We start from the raw sequence: 20,527 nt of genomic DNA, 5'->3' as shown, positions 1-20,527 counted from the left end.
CGGGGGGGGGGGGCGGCCGCATCCACAGGGCCGCCGGGGTGGGGTTGGGGGCTACGGCCTTGGCGTCGCTTGGGCACGGGCCGCCGGTCTGGGTCCATGGCGACGTCGCCTCGGGCAATCTGCTCGTCGAAGATGGCAAGCTCTACGCGGTCGTCGATTTCGGTAGTTCGGCTATCGGCGATCCTGCCTGTGATCTGGTGATCGCGTGGACGGAATTTTACGGCGAGAGCCGTCAGGCGTTCCGCGACGCCATTGCCCTTGACGAGCACAGCTGGGCGCGCGCACGGGGCTGGGCGTTGTGGAAGGCGCTGATCGTCGCTTCGGGACATGACGGCAACCAGCGCGAGGCGGAAAAATCGTGGCGGGTCATCGATGAGGTGCTGGCGGATCACACAAAACAGTCGAAGCGGGAAGGCTAATTCAGTCTGAACGCGTCCCGCTCTAATAACGAAAGCATTACTGCCCGCCCATCTCCTTCCTGAACGTATCGAAATCGACCTGCATGCCGTTGAAGATGGTGCTCCAATGGCGGGTCAGCGCTGAAACGGCGACCGCCTCCTGGATCTCCTCGTCGGTGGCGCCGGCGCGCTTGGCGTCCTGCGTGTCCGACCAGATACAGTAGTTGCACGGGATTTGCGCCGCCACCGCCAGCGAGATCAGCGACTTGACCTTCGGCGGCAGCGCCGTCTTGTCGCTGAGCTGGATGGCCTTGACCTCGGCCCATGCACCGGGCAGACCGGCTTTCGGGAACTGCTTTACGAAACCGGGCACCCCGCCCATGGTCGACTGGATGTCCTTGACGGTCGCGTCATACTCATCGGCATAAGAAGGAGCTGCAGCCAGGGTCAGCACACAGGTGGCGGCGAGCAGGAAGGCGCGGCGGATGGAAGAATGCGTTGATGAAAGAGTACGATAGGCAGACATGACATTCTCCTCTGGCGTTTGTTGGCCTTACGGTGTAAGGTAACGTCGAAAATGAACCTTACAGCGTAAGTTGTCAAGCGGCACCATGGACACATCGATCAAAAAAAAGCGACCGCGCGGCCGGCTGTCTCGCGAGATGATCGAGAATGCCGCTTTGAAGGTGATCGAGAGCGAGGGCCTCGCCGGGTTTTCGATGCGCAAGCTGGCGGCAGAACTCGGCTGCGAAGCCATGAGCATCTATCACCACTTTCCTTCGGTGGCGCACCTCTTCGAAGCCTTGGTGGATCGGCTGATCGGCTCCCTCGAAATGCCCGACGCGGACCTCCCTTGGCGACAAAGGTTACGCATTGCCGTGCAGGATTTCCGCCGCGTCGCGCGTGAGCACCCGGCCTTTGCCACGTTCCTTGTAACCTACCGGATGAATTCGCCGACCTGTCTCACTTGGCTGAACGGCATCCTTGGCCTGTTCGAGGCCGGCGGCTTCGGACCGGAACTGGGTGCGCGGCTGTTCCGCACCACCGGCTATTATCTGATGGGTGCCATCCTCGACGAGACTGCCGGCTATGCAAAGGGGCCTTCGGCCGTGACCATCGTCAGCGACGAGCAACTGGCGCAGGATTTTCCAAAAGTAGCTGCGGCCGGACGTTATTTCGGCACCGCCGAGTTCGACCGGACGTTTGATCTCGGCCTTGACATGCTCCTGGACGAAATGGAGAACGCCCGCGACTGCGCCAGCGCGCCGAACACCGGGTCTTGACGTCATGCGCTCCCTGTTCGCTCTGATACTGCTCATCGGTACCGGCATCGGCGTCGTCTATCCTTGGGCGATGACCAATTTCTCCGGCCATGAGATCGGCACCTGGCGGGTTTACGACCGGGGCCGGTTCAAGCCGGTGACCGTGCCCCTGAGCGCACGCGACGGGCCGCTACGCGTGCTGGTCGACCTTACGGCGAGAGCCGAGCGCATCGTCTCGCAGCAGCGCACTGTGTTGACCCTCACTGCCGCCACCGGCGGCAGGACGGTGCTCGCCTCGACGCTGCAGTTCAATCACTCCGACAATCCGCGCCAGGTCAGCCCGCAACTGCCGGACAGGATCTTTCGCGACGAGGCCGGCCTGATCCCGACCGTTACCCCTGGTTCCTACATCTTCACCGTCGGTCCGGGCGACGCCGAAGGCATTCCGATGCGGGCCGTCGATCTCGTCCTGCGCTCGGGGGCCGGCGAGGTCGACCGCCGGGCGCGCCCGGTCGGTTTTTCCCTGATGGCGGCCGGCCTGGTCGGGCTGGTGCTGGCATTCCGTTTCGGAGGCCGTCAGCCGGAAAATCCGAACTCGCAGCCGCCACCGCCGCGCTGGGGCAGGGGCTCCAATTGAACTATCGCCACGCCTACCATGCCGGGAACTTCGCCGACGTCGTCAAGCATGTCGTGCTCAGCCGGCTGATCGAATATCTGAAACAGAAGGACAAGGCGTTTCGGGTCATCGACACCCATGCCGGGATCGGCCGCTACGATCTGTCGTCGACCGAAGCGCAAAAGACCGGCGAATGGCAAGGCGGCATCGGCCGGCTCGTCGATGCGGCCCTCGATGCGCCGGCGGCAGCACTGCTGGCGCCGTATCTTGAAGCCGTCCGCTCGCTCAATCCGGACGGCGGCGTGAAAAAATACCCGGGTTCGCCGCTGATCGCCCGGCACCTGATGCGCAAGCAGGACCGGCTGTCGGCGGTCGAGCTGCATCCTAAGGATGCCGCCAGGCTGAAGTCGCTGTTCGACGGTGACTTCCAGACCCGGGTGATCGAGCTCGACGGGTGGCTGGCGCTCGGCGCGCATCTGCCGCCAAAGGAAAAGCGCGGCCTCGTGCTCATCGATCCGCCTTTCGAGGAAGAGGGCGAATTCGGTCGCTTGGTCGACGGGCTGCAAAGAGCCCATCGGCGCTGGCCAGGAGGGATTTACGCGCTGTGGTATCCGCTCAAGGACCGCAGGGCGGTCGCCGCCTTCCGCAAGGCGCTGAAGCAGACGGGCATTTCGAAGCTGCTCGACATCGGTTTTGAGATCAGGCCGGACGCCGTCGAGCCGAGCCTCGACGGCTGCGGCATGGTGGTGGTCAATCCGCCCTTCACGCTGGAGGGTGAGTTACGGACGCTGCTGCCGGCGCTGCACCGGCTGCTTGCACTTGAGCAGCCGTCGCACTGGACGCTGGATTGGCTGGCGGGAGAGTAGTTTGAGGCGTGGCCCTGCCGTTCCGTCAGCGCAACCATCGTCACCACAACCACGGTCGCTACAACCGCTTGACCGCGCGTCAGCGAATCCGCACAGTGCGCGCAGTCGACCTTGAGAGGCTGCCATGACTCGCTTCGCCCAATCCGCCCTTGCCGCACTGCTCGCCTTTTGCACGCCGCTGGCCGCGCCTCTTGGCGTCACCCAGGCAGTCCAGGCGGCCGACCTTGCAATCTATACCGACGAGGATAGCGGCGTCTGCGGCGAGGCCTGGGTGCTGAACAAGATCACCGACCGCTTCTCCTATCAGGTGCATCACGTGCCGCATCTGCCGGATGTGCAGATCGTCGACTTCCAGCGCATCCACCAGCATCGCTATCTGCCGGCCGACGACACCTGGCCGATCGGCCGCCGTTATTGCGGCGCCACCGTCAGCCTCTCCGATGGCGGCGCTCGCACCATCTGGTACCTGATCGAAGAAGGCCAGGGCTTTGCCTCGATCGGCGACAATGTCGAATTCTGCGTCTCGGGCTTCGACCGCTGGATGGTCTACAACGGCCGCTGCCGCGTCCTGCGCTGACCAGCGCTTTCCGATCCCGACGGATTGTTGCGTCACTTAGGTGGTCGAGAAAAGGAACACCTGACGGCCATCAGGATCACGGACGATCACACGTCGGCCCATAGCCGTCGCCTTGACGTCCGCAATGATTCCAAGGCCGTTGGCCTTGGCGGCAGAAGCAGCTTCATCTGCGTTGGCGACTTCGAAGCCGATCATCGTTCCCGCTCCTTCCGGCGTCGTTGCTTCTGCCGGGTAGAGTTCGATCGCAAGCCCTTCACCTTGGAACGCGAAATGTATCGGACCGGAGCCATGCTGCTCTTGCCTGAAGACAATTCCAAAATTCGCGTAGAAAGCCGCGGCTGATCTGGGATCAGCCGAAAACCATGTGACAAATGCCAAGCTCGGCAAGGAGGACATTCATACCTCTCTGGTGTTGAGGGTCCAAGGTCGGACGAGGTTGCGAAAATCGGAGACTTCCATGCATGTCAACGCCAACCGACCACATCGATCATTTTGCGGGGGAAACAGCACCACATGGATTCGCTTGTTTATACTGTTGCTCTCGGCGCGGTCGTTGCAGGCTTCGTCCAGGGGCTTTCCGGGTTCGCTTTCAGCCTGGTTGCCATGTCGATTTGGGTTTGGACCGTGGAGCCCCAGCTTGCTGCTGCCATGGCGGTCTTTGGGGCGCTCACCGGTCAGATCATCGCTGCCGTCACCGTCCGCCGGGGTTTTGATCTCAGGCTTCTGCTGCCCTTCCTGATCGGCGGGACCTTAGGGATTCCGGTCGGTGTCGCCATCCTGCCCTTGCTGGATGTGCAGTTGTTCAAGCTGGTCTTCGGCGCGCTGCTGGTCGTTTGGTGTCCCTTGATGCTCTTTGCGCGTCGCCTCCCTCCCATCACGGTCGGAGGTCCTGTTGCAGACGGCGCAATAGGTCTGGTCGGCGGCATCATGGGTGGACTTGGCGGCTTCACCGGCCCGGTTCCAACGCTGTGGTGCGTGCTGCGCCAATGGGAAAAGGACAGGCAGCGTATTGTTATCCAGAATTTCAACCTTGTGACCCTCTCCATGACGATGGCTGCCTATCTTGCGGCCGGAAAGATCAAGCTCGAAATGCTGCCGATGTTTGCCGTCGTCGCGCCGGCGATGTTGATACCGACACTCCTTGGCGCGAGACTCTACATCGGCGTTAGCGAGACGACTTTTCGAAAGATCGTCCTCACACTCTTGGCCGCATCAGGTGCGGCATTGTTGGCATCGTCCTTGCCGCACCTCATAATCCGGGTTTGAACGACACACAGAAATCCCGACTTCCGCCGTGCCATGCGCTATCGACCGATACGGCCCGCTCCCGATAGGTAGGCGCAGATCAGTTCGACGAGTTGCTTTTGCAGCTCCGGCGCGGCGAGCATGTTCCGGCGTGCCGCGTTGTGGATCACACCTTCGATCGCTGACGACAGCACGCGCGCCACGGCCTCCGTGTCGGCGCCTTTCCTTGGCTTGCGATAAGTGGCGACAGCAGTCGCATAGTGATTGAGGTATTGTGCCTGGAACGAAGCATGGGCGGCCCTGGAGCCGCGATCGCCCGGCGCCTTGTCGAGCAGCACCTGATGTAGTGTCGGGTGAATGCTGTGCGCGGCGATCATGCCGCGCACCAGCTCCTGCGCGAATTTCCTGAGCGGCTTTTGGTCTTCCGCCGAATCGCGAATGACTGACAGCACATGATCGAAGTGACGGCGCCGGACGGCGGCGAGCAGGGAAAGCTTGTCGGGAAAATACTGGTAGAGCGTGCCGATGCTTACACCTGCTGTCTCGGCAACCTTGTTGGTGGTGAAGCCGGCCCACCCCAGCCCGCTCAGAACATGAGCCGCCGCCTCGATGATCGCCTCGACGGTTGCCCTGGAACGCGCCTGGCGCGGCTGTTTGCGCATGCGCGGATGCGGTTTTGCAATGCGAGTAGACACGTTCGCCCATTCTCCTGAAAATATAAACAACATACTCGCATTTCCGGAAAAGGACACCGACCATGAATACGCTCGCTCTGCTTCGCAGCCTGTTTGCCTATCAGGTCTGGGCCAACGACGAACTGCTGGAAAAGCTGGCGAATCTCGACCCGCATGTTCACGGCAAGGAACGGCAGGCCGTGATACGGCTCGTCGATCACAGCCATCTGGTGTCGCGGATATTCTCGGCGCACCTTGTTGACGCAAGCCATGGCTACTCCGCCGACACCACCGAGGACACGCCGGCGTTCGACGAACTTCGCGCCGCGGTCGCAGCGACCGATCGCTGGTATCTCGATTATCTCGAAACCGTTTCGTCGCGGCAGCTGTCCGAGCCCGTCGCATTCGTGTTCACCGACGGGGATAAGGCATTGATGTCGCGACAGGAAATGCTGACCCACGTCGTACTGCACGGCGGCTATCATCGCGGTGAAGCGGGGCGCATCCTGGCGCAGATTTCGGTCATGCCGCCATGGGATACCTTCGCCGTCCATCTCCACAGGGCCGAGCCTTCGCGCCGGCTGCAGATGAGCCGTGAGCCGCTCGGCGCCTGAACGGCCGAGCGCATTCGATCACGCGGTCGGCTCGACCGGATCTATCGAACGATATCCTGTCCTTCAGAAATGCGAGCTGTCTGCTTACTTTCATCGCGTCGTGCAAGATAGTGCAGCGGCGTGCTCGTCGCGTTGCTTCCTACTTACCTGTAGTTTATCGTTTCGAACAAGACGAGGCGGGCGACCGCCTTCGCTCTTGACAATGTTCGCGCTGAGCGTCGGACGTTGAAGCGCAAAGCTGGTCGAAAAGGTCCTGAGCTTGACGAGAAGACCGGTCGAGATAGAGCGACCAGAATTTCTGTCGCAGGACTTCGCTGCGGGACACAAAGATTCGCAGCCGGTTTTTGCGCGGGTAAAATGGTCGCGCGCTCGCCGTAACCGAAACTTAAGCTGCAAAAATCATTCTAATGCTTCGCTGGCTAGCAAGCCGCGAGTCAGATATGCAATGCGCGCCGGGTCAATAACGGCCGTCGGCACAACGGAAGGGGCATGATATGGCTAAGCAGTCATCCAAAGCGCCGGCATCCAAGGCACCGGCAAAGAAAGCACCGGCAAAAGCAGCCGCGGCAAAGGCCGCAACTGCTGTGAAGAAAGCAGCACCCGCGGCCAAAGCGAAAGCCGCCGCGCCTAAGGCAAAAGCAGCGCCGGCCAAAAAGCCGGCCGCCAAGGCCGCGGCAAAACCGGCCGTGAAGAAAGCAGCACCTGCCAAGGCGAAAGCAGCACCGGCCAAGGCCAAGGCTGCACCGGCCAAGAAGCCGGCTGCAAAGGCCGTGGCGAAGCCCGCTGCGAAGAAGGCAGCACCGGCAAAGGCCGCCGCTGCGAAATCTTCTGCAGCAGTGAAGAAAGCAGCGCCCGCGGCCAAGCCGAAGGCAGCGCCCGCAAAGGCGAAGGCCAAGAAGTAGTCGCCGTTCTCCGATCGCCGGGGACAGTACTCAAGACAGCCATGGCGGGATGCCTAATAGGCGCCTCGCTTGCTGGCTGACGGTCGGGCAGGACGAGAAAGAGGCGGGAGGAAGACATCTTTTCGCAGCTCCCAGGACTTCGCCGTGCGGCGAAGTCCGGTGGGATTTTTGTGGCTGCCAAAACCAAACCTTCGGTGCAAGGCCTAGTTGGTAGTTGCTCGGATCTGGATTGTCCGACGTGCTCGCGTCTGCCGACGCACCTCCGATTCATCGCATCCGAACGCGAGACAATGGTTGTACGCTGGCGGCGCGGTTTTCCGCCTCTGGCCGTTGATGAACCCTGCATGATCGGTCAACGGTGCCCATGCACGAGCCCCTGTCGGAATCGATTTTCGGTGAGGGTCATGCACGAAGTCACAATGCTACCGCATCCTTTGCGCGTCCAATGGGGCATATGGAGCTGTAGCCGGCAAACAGGAATCGACAATGCCCAGACTGCTCTACGCGTCTACTTCTCCCTACAGTTCCAAGGTGCGCATGGCAGCACTTCATGCCGGCATCGCCGTCGATCTCGTGCCGATAAAGACCGAGGAAAGACCGGCCGCGCTGATCGGCGCCAATCCGCTCGGCAAGATCCCGGTGCTGGTGCTCGACGACGGCCGCTCGGTCCATGACAGTCGCGCCATCACCCAGCATCTCAACCGGATGTCGAAGAACGCATTGTTTCCGCGCAATCCCGACAAGCGCCTCGAGGCGGAGGTGCTGGAGGCATTGGCCGACGGCATCTGCGACTGCGCGCTGTCGATGGTCTACGAGCGGCGCACACGGCCGGAAGAGATGGTCTACCAGCCTTGGCTCGAGCGCCAGTGGACGAAGATTTCGGACGCGCTCGATCTGCTCAACGCAAACCCGCCGAAGCTGCCGAAGAAAATCACCCTCGGCCAGATCGCATTGCGCGCCTGCCTCGGCTATCTCTCGCTGCGCTTCGCTGGAAAATGGGAAAAGGGCCGCGGCCGGCTGACGCGCTGGGCGGCACGCTTCGACGAGAAATTCCCGGAGCTGAAGCCCGCCATCCCGGCTTGAGGGCGGGCGGCCCCAACCGGTGCCACAAAAAAAGCCGGGCGCGAGGCCCGGCTTTTTCGTGTCGTGGCTTGGACGACTTAGAACTTCATACCGACGCCGAAAGTGACGCGATTGTCGGTCGACTTGACCTTGCCGATACCGTCGAAGTCCTTCCTGCCGAAGTCCGTGTAACGATACTCGACACGGCCGAACACATTGTCGGTGATCTTGATGTCGGTACCGACGCCGGCTGTCCAGCCAAACTGCGTGTTGGTGTCGCTTACGCCGGCAGCTTCAATCTTCTGGTTCTTCAGCGCGCCACCGGCGGTGCCGTAGAGCAGGATGTCCGGGGTGACAGCGTAGCCGAGGCGGGCACGCAGCGAGCCCTCGAAGCCACCCTTGGCCTCGATGCCGGCATCGTCGCCCTTGACGCCGTTGTAGCCGATATCGGCTTCGGCACCGTAGACGAAGTTCTCCTGTTGCCAGTTATAGCCGCCGAAGACGCCGCCGACAAAACCCTTGGTGTCGACGTCGACGCCAATGTCTTTGGCTTTGGCGTGGCCAGCGAAGCCGTAGCCGACGCTCACACCGGCATAGGGACCGGCCCAGGATGCGACCGGAAGTTCTGCGATCGGGGCAGGTGCCGGCGGCTCTTCCTGAACCACGTCCGCGGCATAGGCGGTTCCGCCGAGGGCGAACAGCCCAAACGCCACCGCGAGCGGTCGCGCAAATTTAAGATTGGCTTGCATTGTTCTTTACTCCTTAAGCCACAGGACACAGGCTTGTTGTTTATGAGCGCCCTCAACCCGTCCGGGGGATGAAACGGATCCGGCGTTCAACGGTTCCAAATGTCGTGTCGAAATGCGGCTGAAGCGAACCTGAACTTGGGTCATTCCCTGGCACGAATGAGGCAGAACCTTGACGTTGCATCTTCGCAACAGCGAATGTCAGCAGGTTCGCCGTGCTGCACTGCACACGGCTTGGTGTAAGGGCTCCAGAGCCCTATATTGCGGGCGGGCTGGCCCGAATTCCGGTCGAGCCAAAACGCCCACCGGGCACTTTGCCACAATCCTGCCCCAGGTGGAAATGGGATTTAACGCTTGGCGGGCCATAATTTGCCGGCGCGATCCCGGCAGGCCGGAATCGGCATCGGATTAAGGATTGACAGATGAGCAAGGTCGCCGCGACGGCACTGGTGACGGGCGGTGCGAAACGGATCGGCAGGGCGATCGTCGAAGATCTTGCCGCGCATGGTTTTGCCGTCGCCATTCACTGCAATCGCTCGCTGGCCGAGGCGGAGGCACTGGCGGCCGAAATCAACAGTGGTCATTTTGGTCGACATGGCCGGGCCGCAGTGATTGCTGCCGACCTGACCGAGATGGACGCCGTCAGCAACCTGGTCGGTCGCGCGGCGGCGGCGCTCGGGCCGGTGTCGCTGCTGGTCAACAACGCCTCGCTGTTCGAGCACGACAGCGTTGAGGATTTCGACTGGCCGGCCTGGGATCGCCATTTCGCCATGCACGTCAAGGCGCCGGCGCTGTTGGCACAGACTTTCGCCCGGGCCTTGCCGCAGAACAGTGAGGGGCTGATCGTCAACATGATCGATCAGCGCGTCTGGCGGCCGACGCCGCGTTATTTCTCCTATGCGCTGTCGAAGTCGACGTTGTGGGCGGCGACCGAGATGATGGCGCAGGCGCTGGGTCCCCGCATCCGTGTCAACGCCATTGGTCCTGGCCCGACCTTGAAGAACACGCGCCAGCACGACAGCGATTTCGATGCTCAGATTGCCGGGCTGATCCTGAAACGCGGCCCGGAATTGCCGGAATTCGGTGCCACTATCCGTTATCTCTGGGCGGCACGCTCGGTCACCGGCCAGATGATCGCGCTTGACGGCGGCCAGCATCTTGCATGGCAGACGCCCGATGTGACAGGCATGACGGAATGAGCCCCATGGACCAGAAACAAAAAACGCGCGGTGGCGCCGACGACCTGCCGCCCGAAATCGACCTCGAGGACGAGGCGGCCGAGGAGGTCGTCGAGCCTGCAGCCAGCGGTCCGGACGTTACCTTCACCGCCATCGACTGGACCCCGCATGCCGGCGACGCCGACGGCATGGTCGGCGCCGAGGTGATCCAGACGCTGGTAAAGCGGCTGCCCAATGCGCCCGGCGTCTACCGCATGATGAATGCCGCCGGCGACGTGCTCTATGTCGGCAAGGCACGCAGCCTGAAGAAGCGGGTCACCAGCTACGCGCAAGGCCGGTTCCACACCAGCCGTATCGGCCGCATGGTGCGCGAGACATCGACGATGGAGTTCGTCGTCACCCGCACCGAGATCGAAGCGCTGCTGCTTGAAGCCAACCTCATCAAGCGCTTGCGGCCACGCTTCAACGTGCTGATGCGCGACGACAAGTCGTTCCCCTATATCCTGTTGACCGGCGACCATGTCTCGCCCGGTATTTACAAGCACCGCGGCGCGCGCTCGCGCAAGGGCGACTATTTCGGCCCCTTCGCCTCGGCCGGCGCAGTTGGCCGTACCATCAACTCGCTGCAGCGCGCCTTCCTGCTCAGGAGCTGCACCGACTCCTTCTACGAGAACCGCACCCGGCCTTGCCTTTTGTTCCAGATCAAGCGCTGCGCCGGCCCGTGCACCGGCGAAATCTCGCACGGCGACTATGCAAGGCTTGTCGCCGAGGCGAGGGATTTTCTCTCCGGCCGCAGCCAGAAGGTGAAGACGGAGATCTCCGCCGCCATGCAGCAGGCTTCGGAGAACCTCGATTTCGAACGCGCCGCCATCTATCGCGATCGGCTGGCGGCGCTGTCGCATGTGCAGAGCCATCAAGGCATCAATCCGCAGACCGTCGACGAGGCCGATGTCTTCGCCATCCATCAGGAGGGCGGCCAGGTCTGCATCCAGGTGTTCTTCTTCCGCACCGGCCAGAACTGGGGCAACCGCGCCTATTTTCCCAAGGCCGATCCGGCGCTCGAAGCCGGCGAGGTGCTGGGATCGTTCCTGGCGCAGTTCTACGACGACAAGCCGACGCCACGCACCATCCTGTTGTCGCATGGCGTCGAGGACCAGGAATTGCTGGCGGAGGCCCTCTCCACCCGCGCCGGCCGCAAGGTGTCAATCTCCGTGCCGCAGCGCGGCGAGAAGAAGGACCTGACCGACAACGCGCTGCAGAACGCGCGCGAGGCGCTCGGCCGGCGGCTCGCCGAAACCTCGACCCAGGCGCGGCTGCTCACTGGCTTTGCTGAGACCTTCGGCCTGGAAAAACCGCCGGTGCGCATCGAGGTCTATGACAACTCGCACATCATGGGCACCAACGCCGTCGGCGCCATGGTCGTCGCCGGGCCGGAAGGTTTTGTGAAGAACCAGTATCGAAAGTTCAACATCCGCTCGACCGAGATCACGCCGGGCGACGATTTCGGCATGATGCGCGAGGTGATGCAGCGGCGCTTTTCGCGGCTGTTGAAGGAACATGGCGACGCCCCGCAAACCGAGGGCGCGGGCGAGGCGAGCCCTACCGAACCGGGCGACGATATCGAGGACGCGGGCGGCTTCCCCGCCTGGCCCGACGTCATCCTCATCGACGGCGGCCAGGGCCAGATGACGGCGGTGCGCGAGATCCTCGCCGATCTCGGCATCGAGGACCGCGTCGTGGCCATCGGCATCGCCAAGGGTCAGGACCGCGATGCCGGCCGCGAACGCTTCTTCGTCAAGGGCAAGGCCCCATTCTCGCTGCCCGTTCGCGATCCGGTGCTCTATTTCGTCCAGCGGCTGCGCGACGAGGTCCATCGCTTCGCCATCGGTTCGCACCGCGCCCGCCGCAAGAAGGAGATGGTCAAGAGCCCGCTCGACGAGATCAGCGGCATCGGACCCGGTCGCAAGCGCGCGCTGCTGATGCATTTCGGCACGGCCAAGGCGGTCAGCCGTGCCGCCGTCGAGGACCTGGTCAAGGTCGACGGCATTTCCGAGCAGGTGGCGAAATTGGTCTACAATCATTTTCACGAGAGCTAAGACGTATTGCCGACATTTCGGCTGGCTAATCGATTCTGGCCTGTTGACCCCCCACATTCGCTTCTGATTTGACTAAGCAGGCAGAAAGAGTTCCCAAAACATGGCTCAGCGCGCATTCAACCTGCCCAACATGCTCACCTATGCCCGCATCCTGGCGGTGCCGCTGGTGGTGCTGTGCTTCTTCCTGGAAGGGCATCTGAAATCGAGCGACTTCGCGCGCTGGTCGGCGCTCATCATTTTCCTGCTCGCCTCGATCACCGATTACTTCGACGGCTATCTGGCGCGCGCCTGGCAGCAGACCTCCAACATCGGCAAGATGCTCGACCCGATCGCCGACAAGCTGCTCGTCGCCACTTGCCTGCTGCTGCTTGCCGCCGACACCGACCGCCATGCCGGCATCGCCGGCTGGTCGCTATGGGCCGCGATCATCATCCTGTGCCGCGAGATCCTGGTCTCGGGCCTGCGCGAATATCTGGCGGCCTTGAAGGTCTCGGTTCCGGTGACGCAGCTCGCCAAATGGAAGACCACCATCCAGATGATCGCCATCGCCTTCCTGCTTGCAGGTCCCGCCGGCGACAAGATCTTCCCGCTGACCACCCAGACCGGGCTGGTGCTGCTGTGGATCGCAGCCCTGGTGACGCTCTACACCGGCTACGACTATTTCCGCGCCGGCCTCAAGCACATCATGGATGAATAAAATGTCGACGAAGCTCATCTATTTCGCCTGGGTGCGCGAGCGGATCGGCAGACCGGAGGAAGAGGTCGAACTGCCGGCCGGCATCGAAACGGTCGCCGACCTGTTGCGCTGGCTGAAATCGCGCGGCGAGGAGTACGAGAACGCGCTGCAATATCCTGACGTGATCCGCGTCGCCATCAACCAGGAACATGTCGAGCACCGCGAGAAGATCGCCGGCGCGCGCGAGATCGCGCTGTTCCCGCCGATGACCGGTGGCTGAACCATGTCCGCGGTGGTGCCGGTCGTGCGCATCCAGGCGGAGGATTTCGACGTCGCCGCCGAGATCGCCAGGCTGACCAGGGGTCGCAACGATATCGGCGCTGTGGTGACCTTCTCCGGCCTTTGCCGCGACGAGCAAGGCAGGCTCTCGGCGCTCGAGCTCGAACATTATCCCGGCATGGCGGAAGCCGAGATATCCCGCATCGCCGGCGAGGCAATCGAGCGCTGGCCGCTGCAGGGGCTCACCGCGATCCATCGCCACGGCAAGATCGCGCCCGGCGAAAACATCGTGCTGGTAGTGGCGGCTTCCGCCCACCGGCAGGCGGCGTTCGAGGCCGCGAATTTCCTGATGGACTATTTGAAATCACGGGCGCCGTTCTGGAAAAAGGAACACCATAGCGACGGTTCCGAGGGCGGCTGGGTCGACGCCAAGGATGCCGACGACAAGGCGGCGGGCCGCTGGAAGCAGCCGCCGTCGAAATAAATCCCTGCGACAGCCATCCATACCCGGCCAGCCATTCATTGACCGCAATCCTGCGAGACCCTTCGCCGGAAGGGGAGCAGGATCATGCTGGACAGGATCGCCGAGTTCTTCATCTTCGGACTGGTGCCGCTGGCCGTCGGCATCCTAGCCGTCCCGGATCATTCCGCGGCTGCCGAAAAGACCCTCAAGGGCGAGGTGATGTATCGCGAGCGCATCGCGCTGCCGCCCAATGCCGTGCTTTCCGTGCAGCTTGCCGACGTGTCGCTGGCCGACGGACGCGCCGGCCGCAATCATCGGTGAGCGCAAGGTGGTGCCGGCCGGCCAGGTGCCGATCAAGTTCGAGATCAGCTTCGACCCGCAGGTGATCCGGCCTGATATGACCTACGCGCTGCAGGCGCGCATCACTGTCGACGACCGGCTGCTGTTCGTCACAGATGCGCGCCATCAGGTCGACCCGCTCAGCGACGCGCCACAGACCATCATGCTGAAAATGGCGGCGCCGGGCGACGAGCCGGCGGCAGCCTCCGTGTTCGGCCAAAGCTGGCTGGTCGAATATATCGACGGTGTCGGCGTGATTGCCGAGCCACGGGCGACATTCCGCATCAGCGAAGCCGGCAAGGCCGGCGGCAGCGGCCCTTGCAACGTCTATTTCGCCACTGCCAAGGTAGACGGCTCGACGATCGCCGTCAGCGACATCGGCTCGACCTTCAAGGCCTGCGCGCCTCAGGTCATGGCCGAGGAAAAGGCGCTGTTCGAGGCGCTGGCCAAAGCAGCATCCTACCACGTCGACGCCGGCAAGCTTGTCATCGCCGACAGAGACGGCCGCGACATCCTGCGCTTCAACGCCGCGAGCTAGCGCTTAGTCCGCGCCGATTGGCCCGCGCGGCAGCCGCATGCCGATCACGTTGTGTTTCAGCGGGAATAGGCCGGGCAGGGGGCGCGTTAGTTCTTCATGAATGGCGGGTAAGGCAAAAGGGACGTTTGTCCCTTCGTTGAAGCCGCCAGAATGGCTGCGGCTCGTTCTGGCCTTAACTCAAAGGAGTCCAGACATGAAAACGCACACGCTTATCCTTGCCGCCACCGGTGCATCGCTCCTTGCCTTTACCGGCCTTGCCAAGGCGGACGACCATCTCGTCAATGCTCTTGACCACGGTCTCAAAGCGGACAGCCAACCGTTCCAGACCAACAAGGCCGGCCATAGCGGCGATCTCGCACCGGGGCAGGGCAGCCCGTTTTCAGGTGAAGAGACCAAGACCCCGTCCACCGACACGGAAGCGGCGAACGAACATGCGAACGTGAAGGAACGCGAGGCGAAATAGACTGGCAGAACCCGCCGCTAGGGGGCGGCGGGCGACATGTATCGGGCGACGATGCCGCATCTCATGCGATATTTCTCAATTCGTCGCGAGTTTGAATACCGCGCCATAGTGATAGGGCGGCACATCAACCAGCTCGGCGAGCTTGAACCCGCTCGCTTCCACCGACGCGGTGGTCTGTTCGGGTGACAGCCTCAGCTCGGTCTTTGGCCCGCGCGGCTCGCCCAGGACCGTGGTTTGCTCGCGCGGATACTGGTGCCAGTTGACGATGGCAAAACGACCCGCAGGGCCAAGCGTCGCGCGCACGGCGCGGGCAAGCCGCGGCCGATCCGGAACGCCGTGGAAAGCGTTGGCGATAAAGACGAAGTCGACGGTTTGAGGCACCAGCCTGGCAAGGTCATAGGCGTCCCCCGCCAAAAACTCGCAATTGCCAGCGCCTCCTTCGGCCAGCCGCCGCCTGGCGACTTCGAGCAGATCGGCATCAATGTCGATAGCGATTACATGACGGGCGACCCTGGCGATTGGCAGCGTGAACCAGCCGTCGCCGCAGCAGAGATCGACCACGTCCGTGCCGGGCTTCATGCCGACCGCCGCCAGGACGCTGGCGGGCTCGGGCCACAGCGCTTCCCACCAGCCGCCGGTTGGCATTTCGGTGCCTTGGAAGAAACCGGGAATGGTGCTGGTCATGGCCTGGTCGGCTCCATTGTCGGGACCGCGTTTGATCCGCCGCTCCGAGCTTAACGCACCCGTGACCGGTCGAGGAGCCTGAAGCTGAAAATGTCGGCTACTGCATGTCGCGCAAAACTGTGCAGCGGTTTTGCGATACCGATATGCATCAAGACAAGAAACCTGACACGCGTCGCAGGAGGCCGGTCGAACGCGACGCGCTTTAGCAAAAAAGGCCGGCGTTGTGCCGGCCTTCTTGATGGGGTTCGGGATGCCGGCTCAGCCGACGATCTCGGTGTCCGAGAACCAGTATTTGATCTCCTGCGCGGCGGTTTCCGGCGCATCGGAACCGTGCACGGAATTCTCACCGATCGACAGCGCGTGCAGCTTGCGGATGGTGCCTTCGGCGGCGCTTGCCGGATTGGTGGCGCCCATCACTTCGCGGTTCTTGGCAATGGCGTTCTCGCCTTCCAGTACCTGCACGACTGTCGGGCCCGACGACATGGATTCGACCAGCTCGCCGAAGAACGGACGCTCCTTGTGGACGGCATAGAAACCTTCCGCCTCGCGGCGGCTCATCCACACCCGGCGCGAAGCGACGACGCGCAGGCCGGCATCTTCCAGTATCTTGGTGATAGCGCCGGTGAGATTGCGACGGGTCGCGTCCGGCTTGATCATGGAAAAAGTGCGTTCGAGCGCCATGGGATCGTCCTTGTCATGGAGAGTGGAATTGAGGGTGGCGGGCTCTATACAAGCCGCCCGCCGGCTTGCCAAGGGGAGGCCGGCGCAGCGCGCATTTCTGCGCTGGGGCGGCGGACTTTCAAGTCGAACCATGCCGCCGCTCATCTTTTTGTTGAGCATCGGATTTTCCAGAAACCGTACTCACTTTGGATCCGACCGACTGGGCTATAGCGCGTCGTCGTCAGCCTGACACAACGTCGTCATAACTGCATCTCGATCGTCAGGTTGGCCGTGTCGCCAGCCCCGAGGCCTTCGCGGACCCGCACCGCGGTCTTGATCGGCAAGAGCAGGCTGCCGGATTTCTGGTCGGGAAACAGCGATGTCCGCCATCTGGTCTGGCCGATGACGGCTTCCACGCCAAGCGAGCCCCAGGGCCTTGCCATCCCCACCATCGCCGTCTTGATCCGGGCTCCAAGCTCCGGCGGCAGCGTCACGAAATGCCAGCCGCCCTTGCCCGGATAGACCCAGATCTCGGCCTGCATGTCGTAGCGAAACATTCTATGCCCTTCCCTCAGGTCAAGCCCGTCACGACTGGCTTTGCCATGGTGTGTCTTGCTGGCAATGCTGACGATCGGCGAAACCATCCATGACATCCACAGCCCTGCAGGGAGGAGTCATTCTTCCCCGCGCAGCGCCGCCATTCCACTACCGCCTTGTCACGATAGACGGCCGCCGGGTTTCCCAGCCTTCCCGTTCCAGTTCCGGCACGCTGTGTTCCTCCGAGGGATAGCCGATGCAGAAGTAACCGATCAGCGTCCACTCCGGCGGCACATCCAGGATCGTCGCCATCTCCGCCGGATCGAGGATCGAGACCCAGCCCATGCCTATTCCTTCGGCCCGCGCCGCCAGCCACATCGTGTGGACCGCCATGACAGCCGAATAGTCTATGGTGGCCGGCATGGTCTGGCGGCCGAGCCCATGTCCTTGCTCGGTTGCGCGGTCGGCGAAAACCGCAAGCTGGCAGGGCGCCTCATTCAGGCCGGCAAGCTTCAGGCGCGAATACAGGGCGGCGCGTTCACCGCAAAAGGTTTGGAGTGCCTCCGCGTTGCAGCGCTCGAAGCAGGCCCTGACGGCGGCGCGGCATGCTTCGCTCTCGGCGACGACGAAGCGCCAGGGCTGGCTCAGCCCGACGGACGGCGCGGCGCTGGCAAGCTCGAGCAGCCGCTCCAGCGCTCCATCGGGGAGCGGCGTCGGCTTGAACCGCCTGACGTCGCGCCGCCACAGGAAAAGGTTGGCGAGCGCAGCGCGAAAATCGGCCGGGAACTCTGGGTTTGCCGTCATGGCGCGCTGCCTTTGTTGTGATTGCCCGGTTCGCCGGATGTTCGTCTTGTTTGCTTCGATCCAGGCACTGATGAGGCGCTTCGAGCGACACTTCGTCTACCCGCATTGTCGCATTTCGCCGGCTGGCAACTTGCAGCTAAGGCCGGACGACATCCCTGCCGGCAACGCCGTTGGACCTCGATCGGCAAAACAAAACCCGCCTCGGCAGGCCGGGCGGGCGTCGGTGCGAATCATCACCATATCGAGATTAGTAGCATAGCTGCCGGCACAAAGCAAGAACAAAATGTGGCGCCTCCGATAAAAACTGCCGATTTCAACTCTCGAGCGGGGCGATCGCTGCCGCCGCGACGTTGCGGCCGAGGCCGCCATGCAGATCGAGGCATCGTTCGAACCATTGCGCCACGACGTCGCTGTCGTCGAGCAGCCGGTAGGGCGTGGCGATGCGCGCCCATTGCAGCGCGCCGAAAACGATGTAGTCGGCAAATAGCGGCGACCGGCCGCCGATGAAGGGCTGATAGCCAAGCATCGAGCGCAGCGGCTCCAGCGAGGCGCGGAAGCCGGCGAGCCCGGCGTCGCGGGTGGCGTAAACCGCCTCCAGGCGCTTGCCGAAGCGCTGCTCGCGGTTCTGCCGGAAATAGGCGGCGTTCGCCTCGTCCTGCATAGCGTGCAGGTCCAGTATCGCAGCGGTGGTGACGTAGGGATGGATGGTCAGCTGCGACCAGCGTTCGATGAGGCGCGCCGTCGCCTTGCCGCCGTCGCCGGAAAACAATGTCGGCCGCTCAGGATAGGCCTCCTCGAGATAGAGCGCGATGGCGAAGGAATCGGCGACCACCGTCTCGCCGTCTCGGATCACCGGAACGAGCTTCGAGACGCCGCCTTCCACCTTCGGCACTTCGACGAAACGGGTCGGCACGCTGGTGATGTCGAGCCCTTTGTGGGCCAGCGCCATCGCCGCCTTCCAGCAATGTGGGCTGAATGGGCGGGCGGCATCGCGTCCGACAAGGTCATAGAGCAGAATGGTCATTGGCGGCAGCGTCCTTGCAGTCTAACTATGCCCGAAACGGACCCGCGCAGGGGGTCTCGCAGGTCGGGAGAAAATGAAACAGCATTTCAGGATGTTTGCGGCCTACAATCAATGGGCCAACGGCCGCATCTACGATGCCGCCGCCGATCTCGACGAGGAAGAGTTCGACCGCAATGTCGGCGTCTTCTTCGGTTCGATGATGGGAACGCTCAACCACCTCCTGGCAGCCGACCGTATCTGGATGAAACGCTTCACCGGCGAGGGCGACGCGCCGGCAAGGCTCGACACGGTCCTGCACCGCGCCTTGCCAGGCTTGCGGCTGGCGCGCGAGGCCGAGGACAAACGGATCATCGACTGGGTCGACGGCCTGAGCGACAAGGCGCTGTCGGGCCGCTTCTCCTACATGACCGTCTTGGATATGCGCACCGTCTCGCAGCGGCTGGCGCCGGCGCTCGACCACTTCTTCAACCACCAGACCCACCACCGCGGCCAGGCGCATGCGATCCTGACCATTCTGGGCAAGCCAAGCCTCGGACTGGACCTGACGATGTTCCAGCGCAGCGAGGAGGGCAGGGCTTTCGCCTGAACCTGGGGCGGCTGGTGAAGCGGACGGAGGATAGAGGACGATCTGCCGAGATTGCAAAACCCGCCGAAACATTTTATGGAGCGGATGGTCGTGAGGGCGGCCGCTTCAGCAGCATTCAGCAGCAACAGCGAGAATTGGCACGCATGCCCAATGAACCCTTGCGCCTCGTGGCGTTCTTCGCCGTGGTCCTGGCGCTTCTCAACTCCGGTTATTATTTCCACCAGGGCGACATTGTCGCGACCATCTATTTCATGATCGGCGCCATTCTTGTGACCGCGGTAACGCGGATGAGCATCAGACGGCAGCTGATTTAGGACCGATCTTCTTATCTGGCCGCCATCTCGACGGCTGGTTCGCTTCGACTGCGATCGAATTGAAAGCAAAGTCTTAGGACTTCGTTTGCGCTGTTGCTTCAAGGTAGCCTGCTGAAGCAGGAGCAAAAGCATGCAGATCGATTTGTCCCCGACGAGCTGGGGCAGGGTCGTGGCGGTTACCGTCGCGGGCACGGCGGTCTGCATTGCAGCCGCATTCCTCGTCGATTCCTTTAATTTCCCATATTTGTCGCCGGAAGCGCTGTGGCGGGCGCAGCTCACAGACCTGCTGCTGCCGCTTGTCCTGGCCAGCTCGTTCTTCTTCTTCCTCATGTGGAAAATGCGCCAGCTGGCGATCGCGCAGAAGGTACTGGCCGTCGTCGCGGCGACCGACAGCCTGACGGCGGTATTCAACCGGGGTGCATTTTCCATGCTCGTCGAGGCCTATCTCGAACAGGCCCGCAGCCATTCCGTCGTTAATGCCGGAGCCTTGCTGATCGTCGATGCCGACCATTTCAAATCCGTCAACGACCGCCTCGGCCACGACTGCGGAGACCAGGCGCTCAAGCTGATCGCCAGGACAATCCAGGGCCAGCTGCGCGGCGCCGACATCGTCGGCCGGATCGGCGGCGAGGAATTTGCGGTTTTCCTTCCCGGCGCAGATCCTTCGCAGTCCTGGCTGGTGGCGGAGACAATTCGCCGGCGCGTCCGTGAGGCGGAGTTCTCGCCTGGCGGCCGGCCCTGTCCTCTCTCGGTCAGCATCGGCGGCGTCGCCTTCAGCGGGCCGACCACCTACGCCGAGATGTTCGTGGTGGCGGACAAGCACCTTTACAGGGCCAAATCGAACGGCCGTGATCAGGTCAGTTTCGAAACCGCGGCAGCGGGCGACCCGCCGGGCGGCGGCCCGATGACGGTCCATTGATGGTC

The 20,527-nt window shown here is 62.8% G+C and carries 29 protein-coding genes; 20 read left to right on the top strand and 9 right to left on the bottom strand.

Going from position 1 to position 20,527, the window contains the following annotated elements; genetic code table 11:
• Window positions 1-419, top strand: a 419-nt coding sequence (locus NKH49_RS24660; RefSeq protein WP_352928319.1) for a phosphotransferase, incomplete at its 5' end; no start/stop codon positions are given.
• A gap of 37 nt (window positions 420-456) precedes the next feature.
• Here the strand turns inward: NKH49_RS24660 and NKH49_RS24655 are convergent.
• Complete coding sequence (locus tag NKH49_RS24655; RefSeq protein ID WP_352617651.1) at window positions 457-924, bottom strand: carboxymuconolactone decarboxylase family protein; 468 nt, start codon at window positions 922-924, stop codon at window positions 457-459.
• Window positions 925-1,009: 85 nt separating this feature from the next.
• On the opposite strand from NKH49_RS24655, the gene NKH49_RS24650 reads away from it, so the two are divergent.
• From NKH49_RS24650 to NKH49_RS24635, 4 genes are all read left to right on the top strand, one after another.
• Complete coding sequence (locus NKH49_RS24650; RefSeq protein WP_352617654.1) at window positions 1,010-1,681, top strand: TetR/AcrR family transcriptional regulator; 672 nt, start codon at window positions 1,010-1,012, stop codon at window positions 1,679-1,681.
• A gap of 4 nt (window positions 1,682-1,685) precedes the next feature.
• Window positions 1,686-2,297, top strand: a complete 612-nt coding sequence (locus tag NKH49_RS24645; RefSeq protein ID WP_352928317.1) for a hypothetical protein — start codon at window positions 1,686-1,688, stop codon at window positions 2,295-2,297.
• Window positions 2,294-3,142, top strand: a complete 849-nt coding sequence (locus NKH49_RS24640) for a 23S rRNA (adenine(2030)-N(6))-methyltransferase RlmJ (protein WP_352541655.1) — start codon at window positions 2,294-2,296, stop codon at window positions 3,140-3,142. The genes NKH49_RS24645 and NKH49_RS24640 overlap by 4 nt, the downstream gene beginning before the upstream one ends.
• A gap of 124 nt (window positions 3,143-3,266) precedes the next feature.
• Window positions 3,267-3,719, top strand: coding sequence for a hypothetical protein (locus tag NKH49_RS24635; RefSeq protein ID WP_023677684.1), 453 nt, complete (start codon window positions 3,267-3,269; stop codon window positions 3,717-3,719).
• Between the two features lie 36 nt (window positions 3,720-3,755).
• Here NKH49_RS24635 and NKH49_RS24630 read toward each other — a convergent pair whose 3' ends face one another.
• Window positions 3,756-4,115 (bottom strand): VOC family protein, encoded by a 360-nt coding sequence (locus NKH49_RS24630; protein WP_352617663.1) that lies wholly within the window; start codon window positions 4,113-4,115, stop codon window positions 3,756-3,758.
• A gap of 117 nt (window positions 4,116-4,232) precedes the next feature.
• Here NKH49_RS24630 and NKH49_RS24625 point away from each other — a divergent pair, with 117 nt between their 5' ends.
• The gene (locus tag NKH49_RS24625) at window positions 4,233-4,985 is read left to right on the top strand and encodes a sulfite exporter TauE/SafE family protein (protein WP_352617666.1); all 753 of its coding nucleotides are present in this window, start codon (window positions 4,233-4,235) and stop codon (window positions 4,983-4,985) included.
• A 38-nt stretch (window positions 4,986-5,023) separates the two neighbouring features.
• Here the strand turns inward: NKH49_RS24625 and NKH49_RS24620 are convergent, their stop codons facing one another.
• Window positions 5,024-5,659 carry a TetR/AcrR family transcriptional regulator gene (locus tag NKH49_RS24620; protein ID WP_352617669.1) on the bottom strand — a complete coding sequence of 212 codons (636 nt, stop codon included), beginning with the start codon at window positions 5,657-5,659 and terminating at the stop codon, window positions 5,024-5,026.
• Between the two features lie 62 nt (window positions 5,660-5,721).
• Here NKH49_RS24620 and NKH49_RS24615 point away from each other — a divergent pair, with 62 nt between their 5' ends.
• The 3 genes from NKH49_RS24615 (at window position 5,722) to NKH49_RS24605 (ending at window position 8,237) form a co-directional block, all read left to right on the top strand.
• Entirely contained in the window at window positions 5,722-6,252 is a 531-nt protein-coding gene (locus NKH49_RS24615) for a DinB family protein (RefSeq protein ID WP_352928315.1), read from the top strand.
• Window positions 6,253-6,746: 494 nt separating this feature from the next.
• Entirely contained in the window at window positions 6,747-7,154 is a 408-nt protein-coding gene (locus tag NKH49_RS24610) for a hypothetical protein (RefSeq protein WP_352617675.1), read from the top strand.
• 486 nt (window positions 7,155-7,640) lie between these two features.
• Window positions 7,641-8,237 carry a glutathione S-transferase family protein gene (locus tag NKH49_RS24605; RefSeq protein WP_352472598.1) on the top strand — a complete coding sequence of 199 codons (597 nt, stop codon included), beginning with the start codon at window positions 7,641-7,643 and terminating at the stop codon, window positions 8,235-8,237.
• A 77-nt stretch (window positions 8,238-8,314) separates the two neighbouring features.
• On the opposite strand, the gene NKH49_RS24600 is transcribed toward NKH49_RS24605, so the two are convergent.
• Window positions 8,315-8,965, bottom strand: a complete 651-nt coding sequence (locus NKH49_RS24600; protein WP_292662341.1) for an outer membrane protein — start codon at window positions 8,963-8,965, stop codon at window positions 8,315-8,317.
• Window positions 8,966-9,384: 419 nt separating this feature from the next.
• Between NKH49_RS24600 and NKH49_RS24595 the strand changes: the two genes are divergently transcribed.
• The 8 genes from NKH49_RS24595 to NKH49_RS24560 all read left to right on the top strand — a co-directional run bounded on the left by NKH49_RS24595 (window position 9,385) and on the right by NKH49_RS24560 (window position 14,994).
• The gene (locus tag NKH49_RS24595) at window positions 9,385-10,161 is read left to right on the top strand and encodes an SDR family oxidoreductase (protein WP_352472599.1); all 777 of its coding nucleotides are present in this window, start codon (window positions 9,385-9,387) and stop codon (window positions 10,159-10,161) included.
• Window positions 10,158-12,236: an excinuclease ABC subunit UvrC gene (uvrC, locus tag NKH49_RS24590; protein WP_352685006.1), complete on the top strand. Its 2,079-nt coding sequence runs from the start codon at window positions 10,158-10,160 to the stop codon at window positions 12,234-12,236. Before NKH49_RS24595 ends, uvrC begins: the two co-directional genes overlap by 4 nt.
• A gap of 100 nt (window positions 12,237-12,336) precedes the next feature.
• Window positions 12,337-12,933, top strand: coding sequence for a CDP-diacylglycerol--glycerol-3-phosphate 3-phosphatidyltransferase (gene pgsA, locus NKH49_RS24585; protein ID WP_352481786.1), 597 nt, complete (start codon window positions 12,337-12,339; stop codon window positions 12,931-12,933).
• Between the two features lies 1 nt (window position 12,934).
• On the top strand, window positions 12,935-13,192 hold the full coding sequence (gene moaD / locus NKH49_RS24580) for a molybdopterin converting factor subunit 1 (protein ID WP_023677674.1): 258 nt from the start codon (window positions 12,935-12,937) through the stop codon (window positions 13,190-13,192).
• Between the two features lie 3 nt (window positions 13,193-13,195).
• Window positions 13,196-13,675: a molybdenum cofactor biosynthesis protein MoaE gene (locus tag NKH49_RS24575; protein ID WP_352472601.1), complete on the top strand. Its 480-nt coding sequence runs from the start codon at window positions 13,196-13,198 to the stop codon at window positions 13,673-13,675.
• Between the two features lie 84 nt (window positions 13,676-13,759).
• The gene (locus tag NKH49_RS24570) at window positions 13,760-13,975 is read left to right on the top strand and encodes a YbaY family lipoprotein (protein ID WP_352928312.1); all 216 of its coding nucleotides are present in this window, start codon (window positions 13,760-13,762) and stop codon (window positions 13,973-13,975) included.
• 7 nt (window positions 13,976-13,982) lie between these two features.
• Window positions 13,983-14,531, top strand: a complete 549-nt coding sequence (locus NKH49_RS24565) for an META domain-containing protein (RefSeq protein WP_352928310.1) — start codon at window positions 13,983-13,985, stop codon at window positions 14,529-14,531.
• Between the two features lie 193 nt (window positions 14,532-14,724).
• Complete coding sequence (locus NKH49_RS24560) at window positions 14,725-14,994, top strand: hypothetical protein (RefSeq protein WP_023677671.1); 270 nt, start codon at window positions 14,725-14,727, stop codon at window positions 14,992-14,994.
• 75 nt (window positions 14,995-15,069) lie between these two features.
• Here NKH49_RS24560 and NKH49_RS24555 read toward each other — a convergent pair whose 3' ends face one another.
• The 5 genes from NKH49_RS24555 to NKH49_RS24535 all read right to left on the bottom strand — a co-directional run bounded on the left by NKH49_RS24555 (window position 15,070) and on the right by NKH49_RS24535 (window position 18,703).
• Window positions 15,070-15,678 (bottom strand): class I SAM-dependent methyltransferase, encoded by a 609-nt coding sequence (locus NKH49_RS24555; protein WP_352457647.1) that lies wholly within the window; start codon window positions 15,676-15,678, stop codon window positions 15,070-15,072.
• Between the two features lie 258 nt (window positions 15,679-15,936).
• Window positions 15,937-16,359 carry a nucleoside-diphosphate kinase gene (gene ndk, locus NKH49_RS24550; protein ID WP_023677669.1) on the bottom strand — a complete coding sequence of 141 codons (423 nt, stop codon included), beginning with the start codon at window positions 16,357-16,359 and terminating at the stop codon, window positions 15,937-15,939.
• Between the two features lie 239 nt (window positions 16,360-16,598).
• Complete coding sequence (locus NKH49_RS24545; RefSeq protein WP_352928308.1) at window positions 16,599-16,982, bottom strand: DUF1905 domain-containing protein; 384 nt, start codon at window positions 16,980-16,982, stop codon at window positions 16,599-16,601.
• A gap of 61 nt (window positions 16,983-17,043) precedes the next feature.
• Window positions 17,044-17,679 (bottom strand): 5,6-dimethylbenzimidazole synthase, encoded by a 636-nt coding sequence (bluB, locus tag NKH49_RS24540; protein WP_352617690.1) that lies wholly within the window; start codon window positions 17,677-17,679, stop codon window positions 17,044-17,046.
• Between the two features lie 313 nt (window positions 17,680-17,992).
• Entirely contained in the window at window positions 17,993-18,703 is a 711-nt protein-coding gene (locus NKH49_RS24535) for a glutathione S-transferase family protein (protein WP_352928306.1), read from the bottom strand.
• Window positions 18,704-18,776: 73 nt separating this feature from the next.
• Here NKH49_RS24535 and NKH49_RS24530 point away from each other — a divergent pair, with 73 nt between their 5' ends.
• The 3 genes from NKH49_RS24530 (at window position 18,777) to NKH49_RS24520 (ending at window position 20,522) form a co-directional block, all read left to right on the top strand.
• Window positions 18,777-19,289 (top strand): DinB family protein, encoded by a 513-nt coding sequence (locus NKH49_RS24530; protein ID WP_352928304.1) that lies wholly within the window; start codon window positions 18,777-18,779, stop codon window positions 19,287-19,289.
• Between the two features lie 14 nt (window positions 19,290-19,303).
• Window positions 19,304-19,603 (top strand): hypothetical protein, encoded by a 300-nt coding sequence (locus tag NKH49_RS24525; protein ID WP_352928302.1) that lies wholly within the window; start codon window positions 19,304-19,306, stop codon window positions 19,601-19,603.
• 130 nt (window positions 19,604-19,733) lie between these two features.
• Window positions 19,734-20,522 carry a GGDEF domain-containing protein gene (locus NKH49_RS24520; RefSeq protein ID WP_352684985.1) on the top strand — a complete coding sequence of 263 codons (789 nt, stop codon included), beginning with the start codon at window positions 19,734-19,736 and terminating at the stop codon, window positions 20,520-20,522.
• Window positions 20,523-20,527: the final 5 nt, after the last annotated feature.

It is taken from the genome of Mesorhizobium sp. M1088 (assembly GCF_040318575.1).
In the GTDB taxonomy this organism is placed as follows: domain Bacteria; phylum Pseudomonadota; class Alphaproteobacteria; order Rhizobiales; family Rhizobiaceae; genus Mesorhizobium.
This window is presented reverse-complemented; position numbering and strand designations above follow the sequence as displayed.

What these genes read in the sequence shown, in the direction of transcription:
- pgsA (WP_352481786.1), top strand. Translation starts at nt 12,337, where the DNA reads ATGGCTCAGCGCGCATTCAACCTGCCCAACATGCTCACCTATGCCCGC.
- bluB (WP_352617690.1), bottom strand. Translation starts at nt 17,679, where the DNA reads ATGACGGCAAACCCAGAGTTCCCGGCCGATTTTCGCGCTGCGCTCGCC.
- NKH49_RS24610 (WP_352617675.1), top strand. Translation starts at nt 6,747, where the DNA reads ATGGCTAAGCAGTCATCCAAAGCGCCGGCATCCAAGGCACCGGCAAAG.
- NKH49_RS24650 (WP_352617654.1), top strand. Translation starts at nt 1,010, where the DNA reads ATGGACACATCGATCAAAAAAAAGCGACCGCGCGGCCGGCTGTCTCGC.
- NKH49_RS24575 (WP_352472601.1), top strand. Translation starts at nt 13,196, where the DNA reads ATGTCCGCGGTGGTGCCGGTCGTGCGCATCCAGGCGGAGGATTTCGAC.
- NKH49_RS24600 (WP_292662341.1), bottom strand. Translation starts at nt 8,965, where the DNA reads ATGCAAGCCAATCTTAAATTTGCGCGACCGCTCGCGGTGGCGTTTGGG.
- NKH49_RS24655 (WP_352617651.1), bottom strand. Translation starts at nt 924, where the DNA reads ATGTCTGCCTATCGTACTCTTTCATCAACGCATTCTTCCATCCGCCGC.
- NKH49_RS24530 (WP_352928304.1), top strand. Translation starts at nt 18,777, where the DNA reads ATGAAACAGCATTTCAGGATGTTTGCGGCCTACAATCAATGGGCCAAC.
- NKH49_RS24635 (WP_023677684.1), top strand. Translation starts at nt 3,267, where the DNA reads ATGACTCGCTTCGCCCAATCCGCCCTTGCCGCACTGCTCGCCTTTTGC.
- uvrC (WP_352685006.1), top strand. Translation starts at nt 10,158, where the DNA reads ATGAGCCCCATGGACCAGAAACAAAAAACGCGCGGTGGCGCCGACGAC.
- NKH49_RS24560 (WP_023677671.1), top strand. Translation starts at nt 14,725, where the DNA reads ATGAAAACGCACACGCTTATCCTTGCCGCCACCGGTGCATCGCTCCTT.
- NKH49_RS24605 (WP_352472598.1), top strand. Translation starts at nt 7,641, where the DNA reads ATGCCCAGACTGCTCTACGCGTCTACTTCTCCCTACAGTTCCAAGGTG.
- NKH49_RS24595 (WP_352472599.1), top strand. Translation starts at nt 9,385, where the DNA reads ATGAGCAAGGTCGCCGCGACGGCACTGGTGACGGGCGGTGCGAAACGG.
- NKH49_RS24535 (WP_352928306.1), bottom strand. Translation starts at nt 18,703, where the DNA reads ATGACCATTCTGCTCTATGACCTTGTCGGACGCGATGCCGCCCGCCCA.
- NKH49_RS24545 (WP_352928308.1), bottom strand. Translation starts at nt 16,982, where the DNA reads ATGGTTTCGCCGATCGTCAGCATTGCCAGCAAGACACACCATGGCAAA.
- NKH49_RS24570 (WP_352928312.1), top strand. Translation starts at nt 13,760, where the DNA reads ATGCTGGACAGGATCGCCGAGTTCTTCATCTTCGGACTGGTGCCGCTG.
- NKH49_RS24630 (WP_352617663.1), bottom strand. Translation starts at nt 4,115, where the DNA reads ATGTCCTCCTTGCCGAGCTTGGCATTTGTCACATGGTTTTCGGCTGAT.
- moaD (WP_023677674.1), top strand. Translation starts at nt 12,935, where the DNA reads ATGTCGACGAAGCTCATCTATTTCGCCTGGGTGCGCGAGCGGATCGGC.
- NKH49_RS24555 (WP_352457647.1), bottom strand. Translation starts at nt 15,678, where the DNA reads ATGACCAGCACCATTCCCGGTTTCTTCCAAGGCACCGAAATGCCAACC.
- ndk (WP_023677669.1), bottom strand. Translation starts at nt 16,359, where the DNA reads ATGGCGCTCGAACGCACTTTTTCCATGATCAAGCCGGACGCGACCCGT.
- NKH49_RS24520 (WP_352684985.1), top strand. Translation starts at nt 19,734, where the DNA reads ATGCAGATCGATTTGTCCCCGACGAGCTGGGGCAGGGTCGTGGCGGTT.
- NKH49_RS24615 (WP_352928315.1), top strand. Translation starts at nt 5,722, where the DNA reads ATGAATACGCTCGCTCTGCTTCGCAGCCTGTTTGCCTATCAGGTCTGG.
- NKH49_RS24625 (WP_352617666.1), top strand. Translation starts at nt 4,233, where the DNA reads ATGGATTCGCTTGTTTATACTGTTGCTCTCGGCGCGGTCGTTGCAGGC.
- NKH49_RS24645 (WP_352928317.1), top strand. Translation starts at nt 1,686, where the DNA reads ATGCGCTCCCTGTTCGCTCTGATACTGCTCATCGGTACCGGCATCGGC.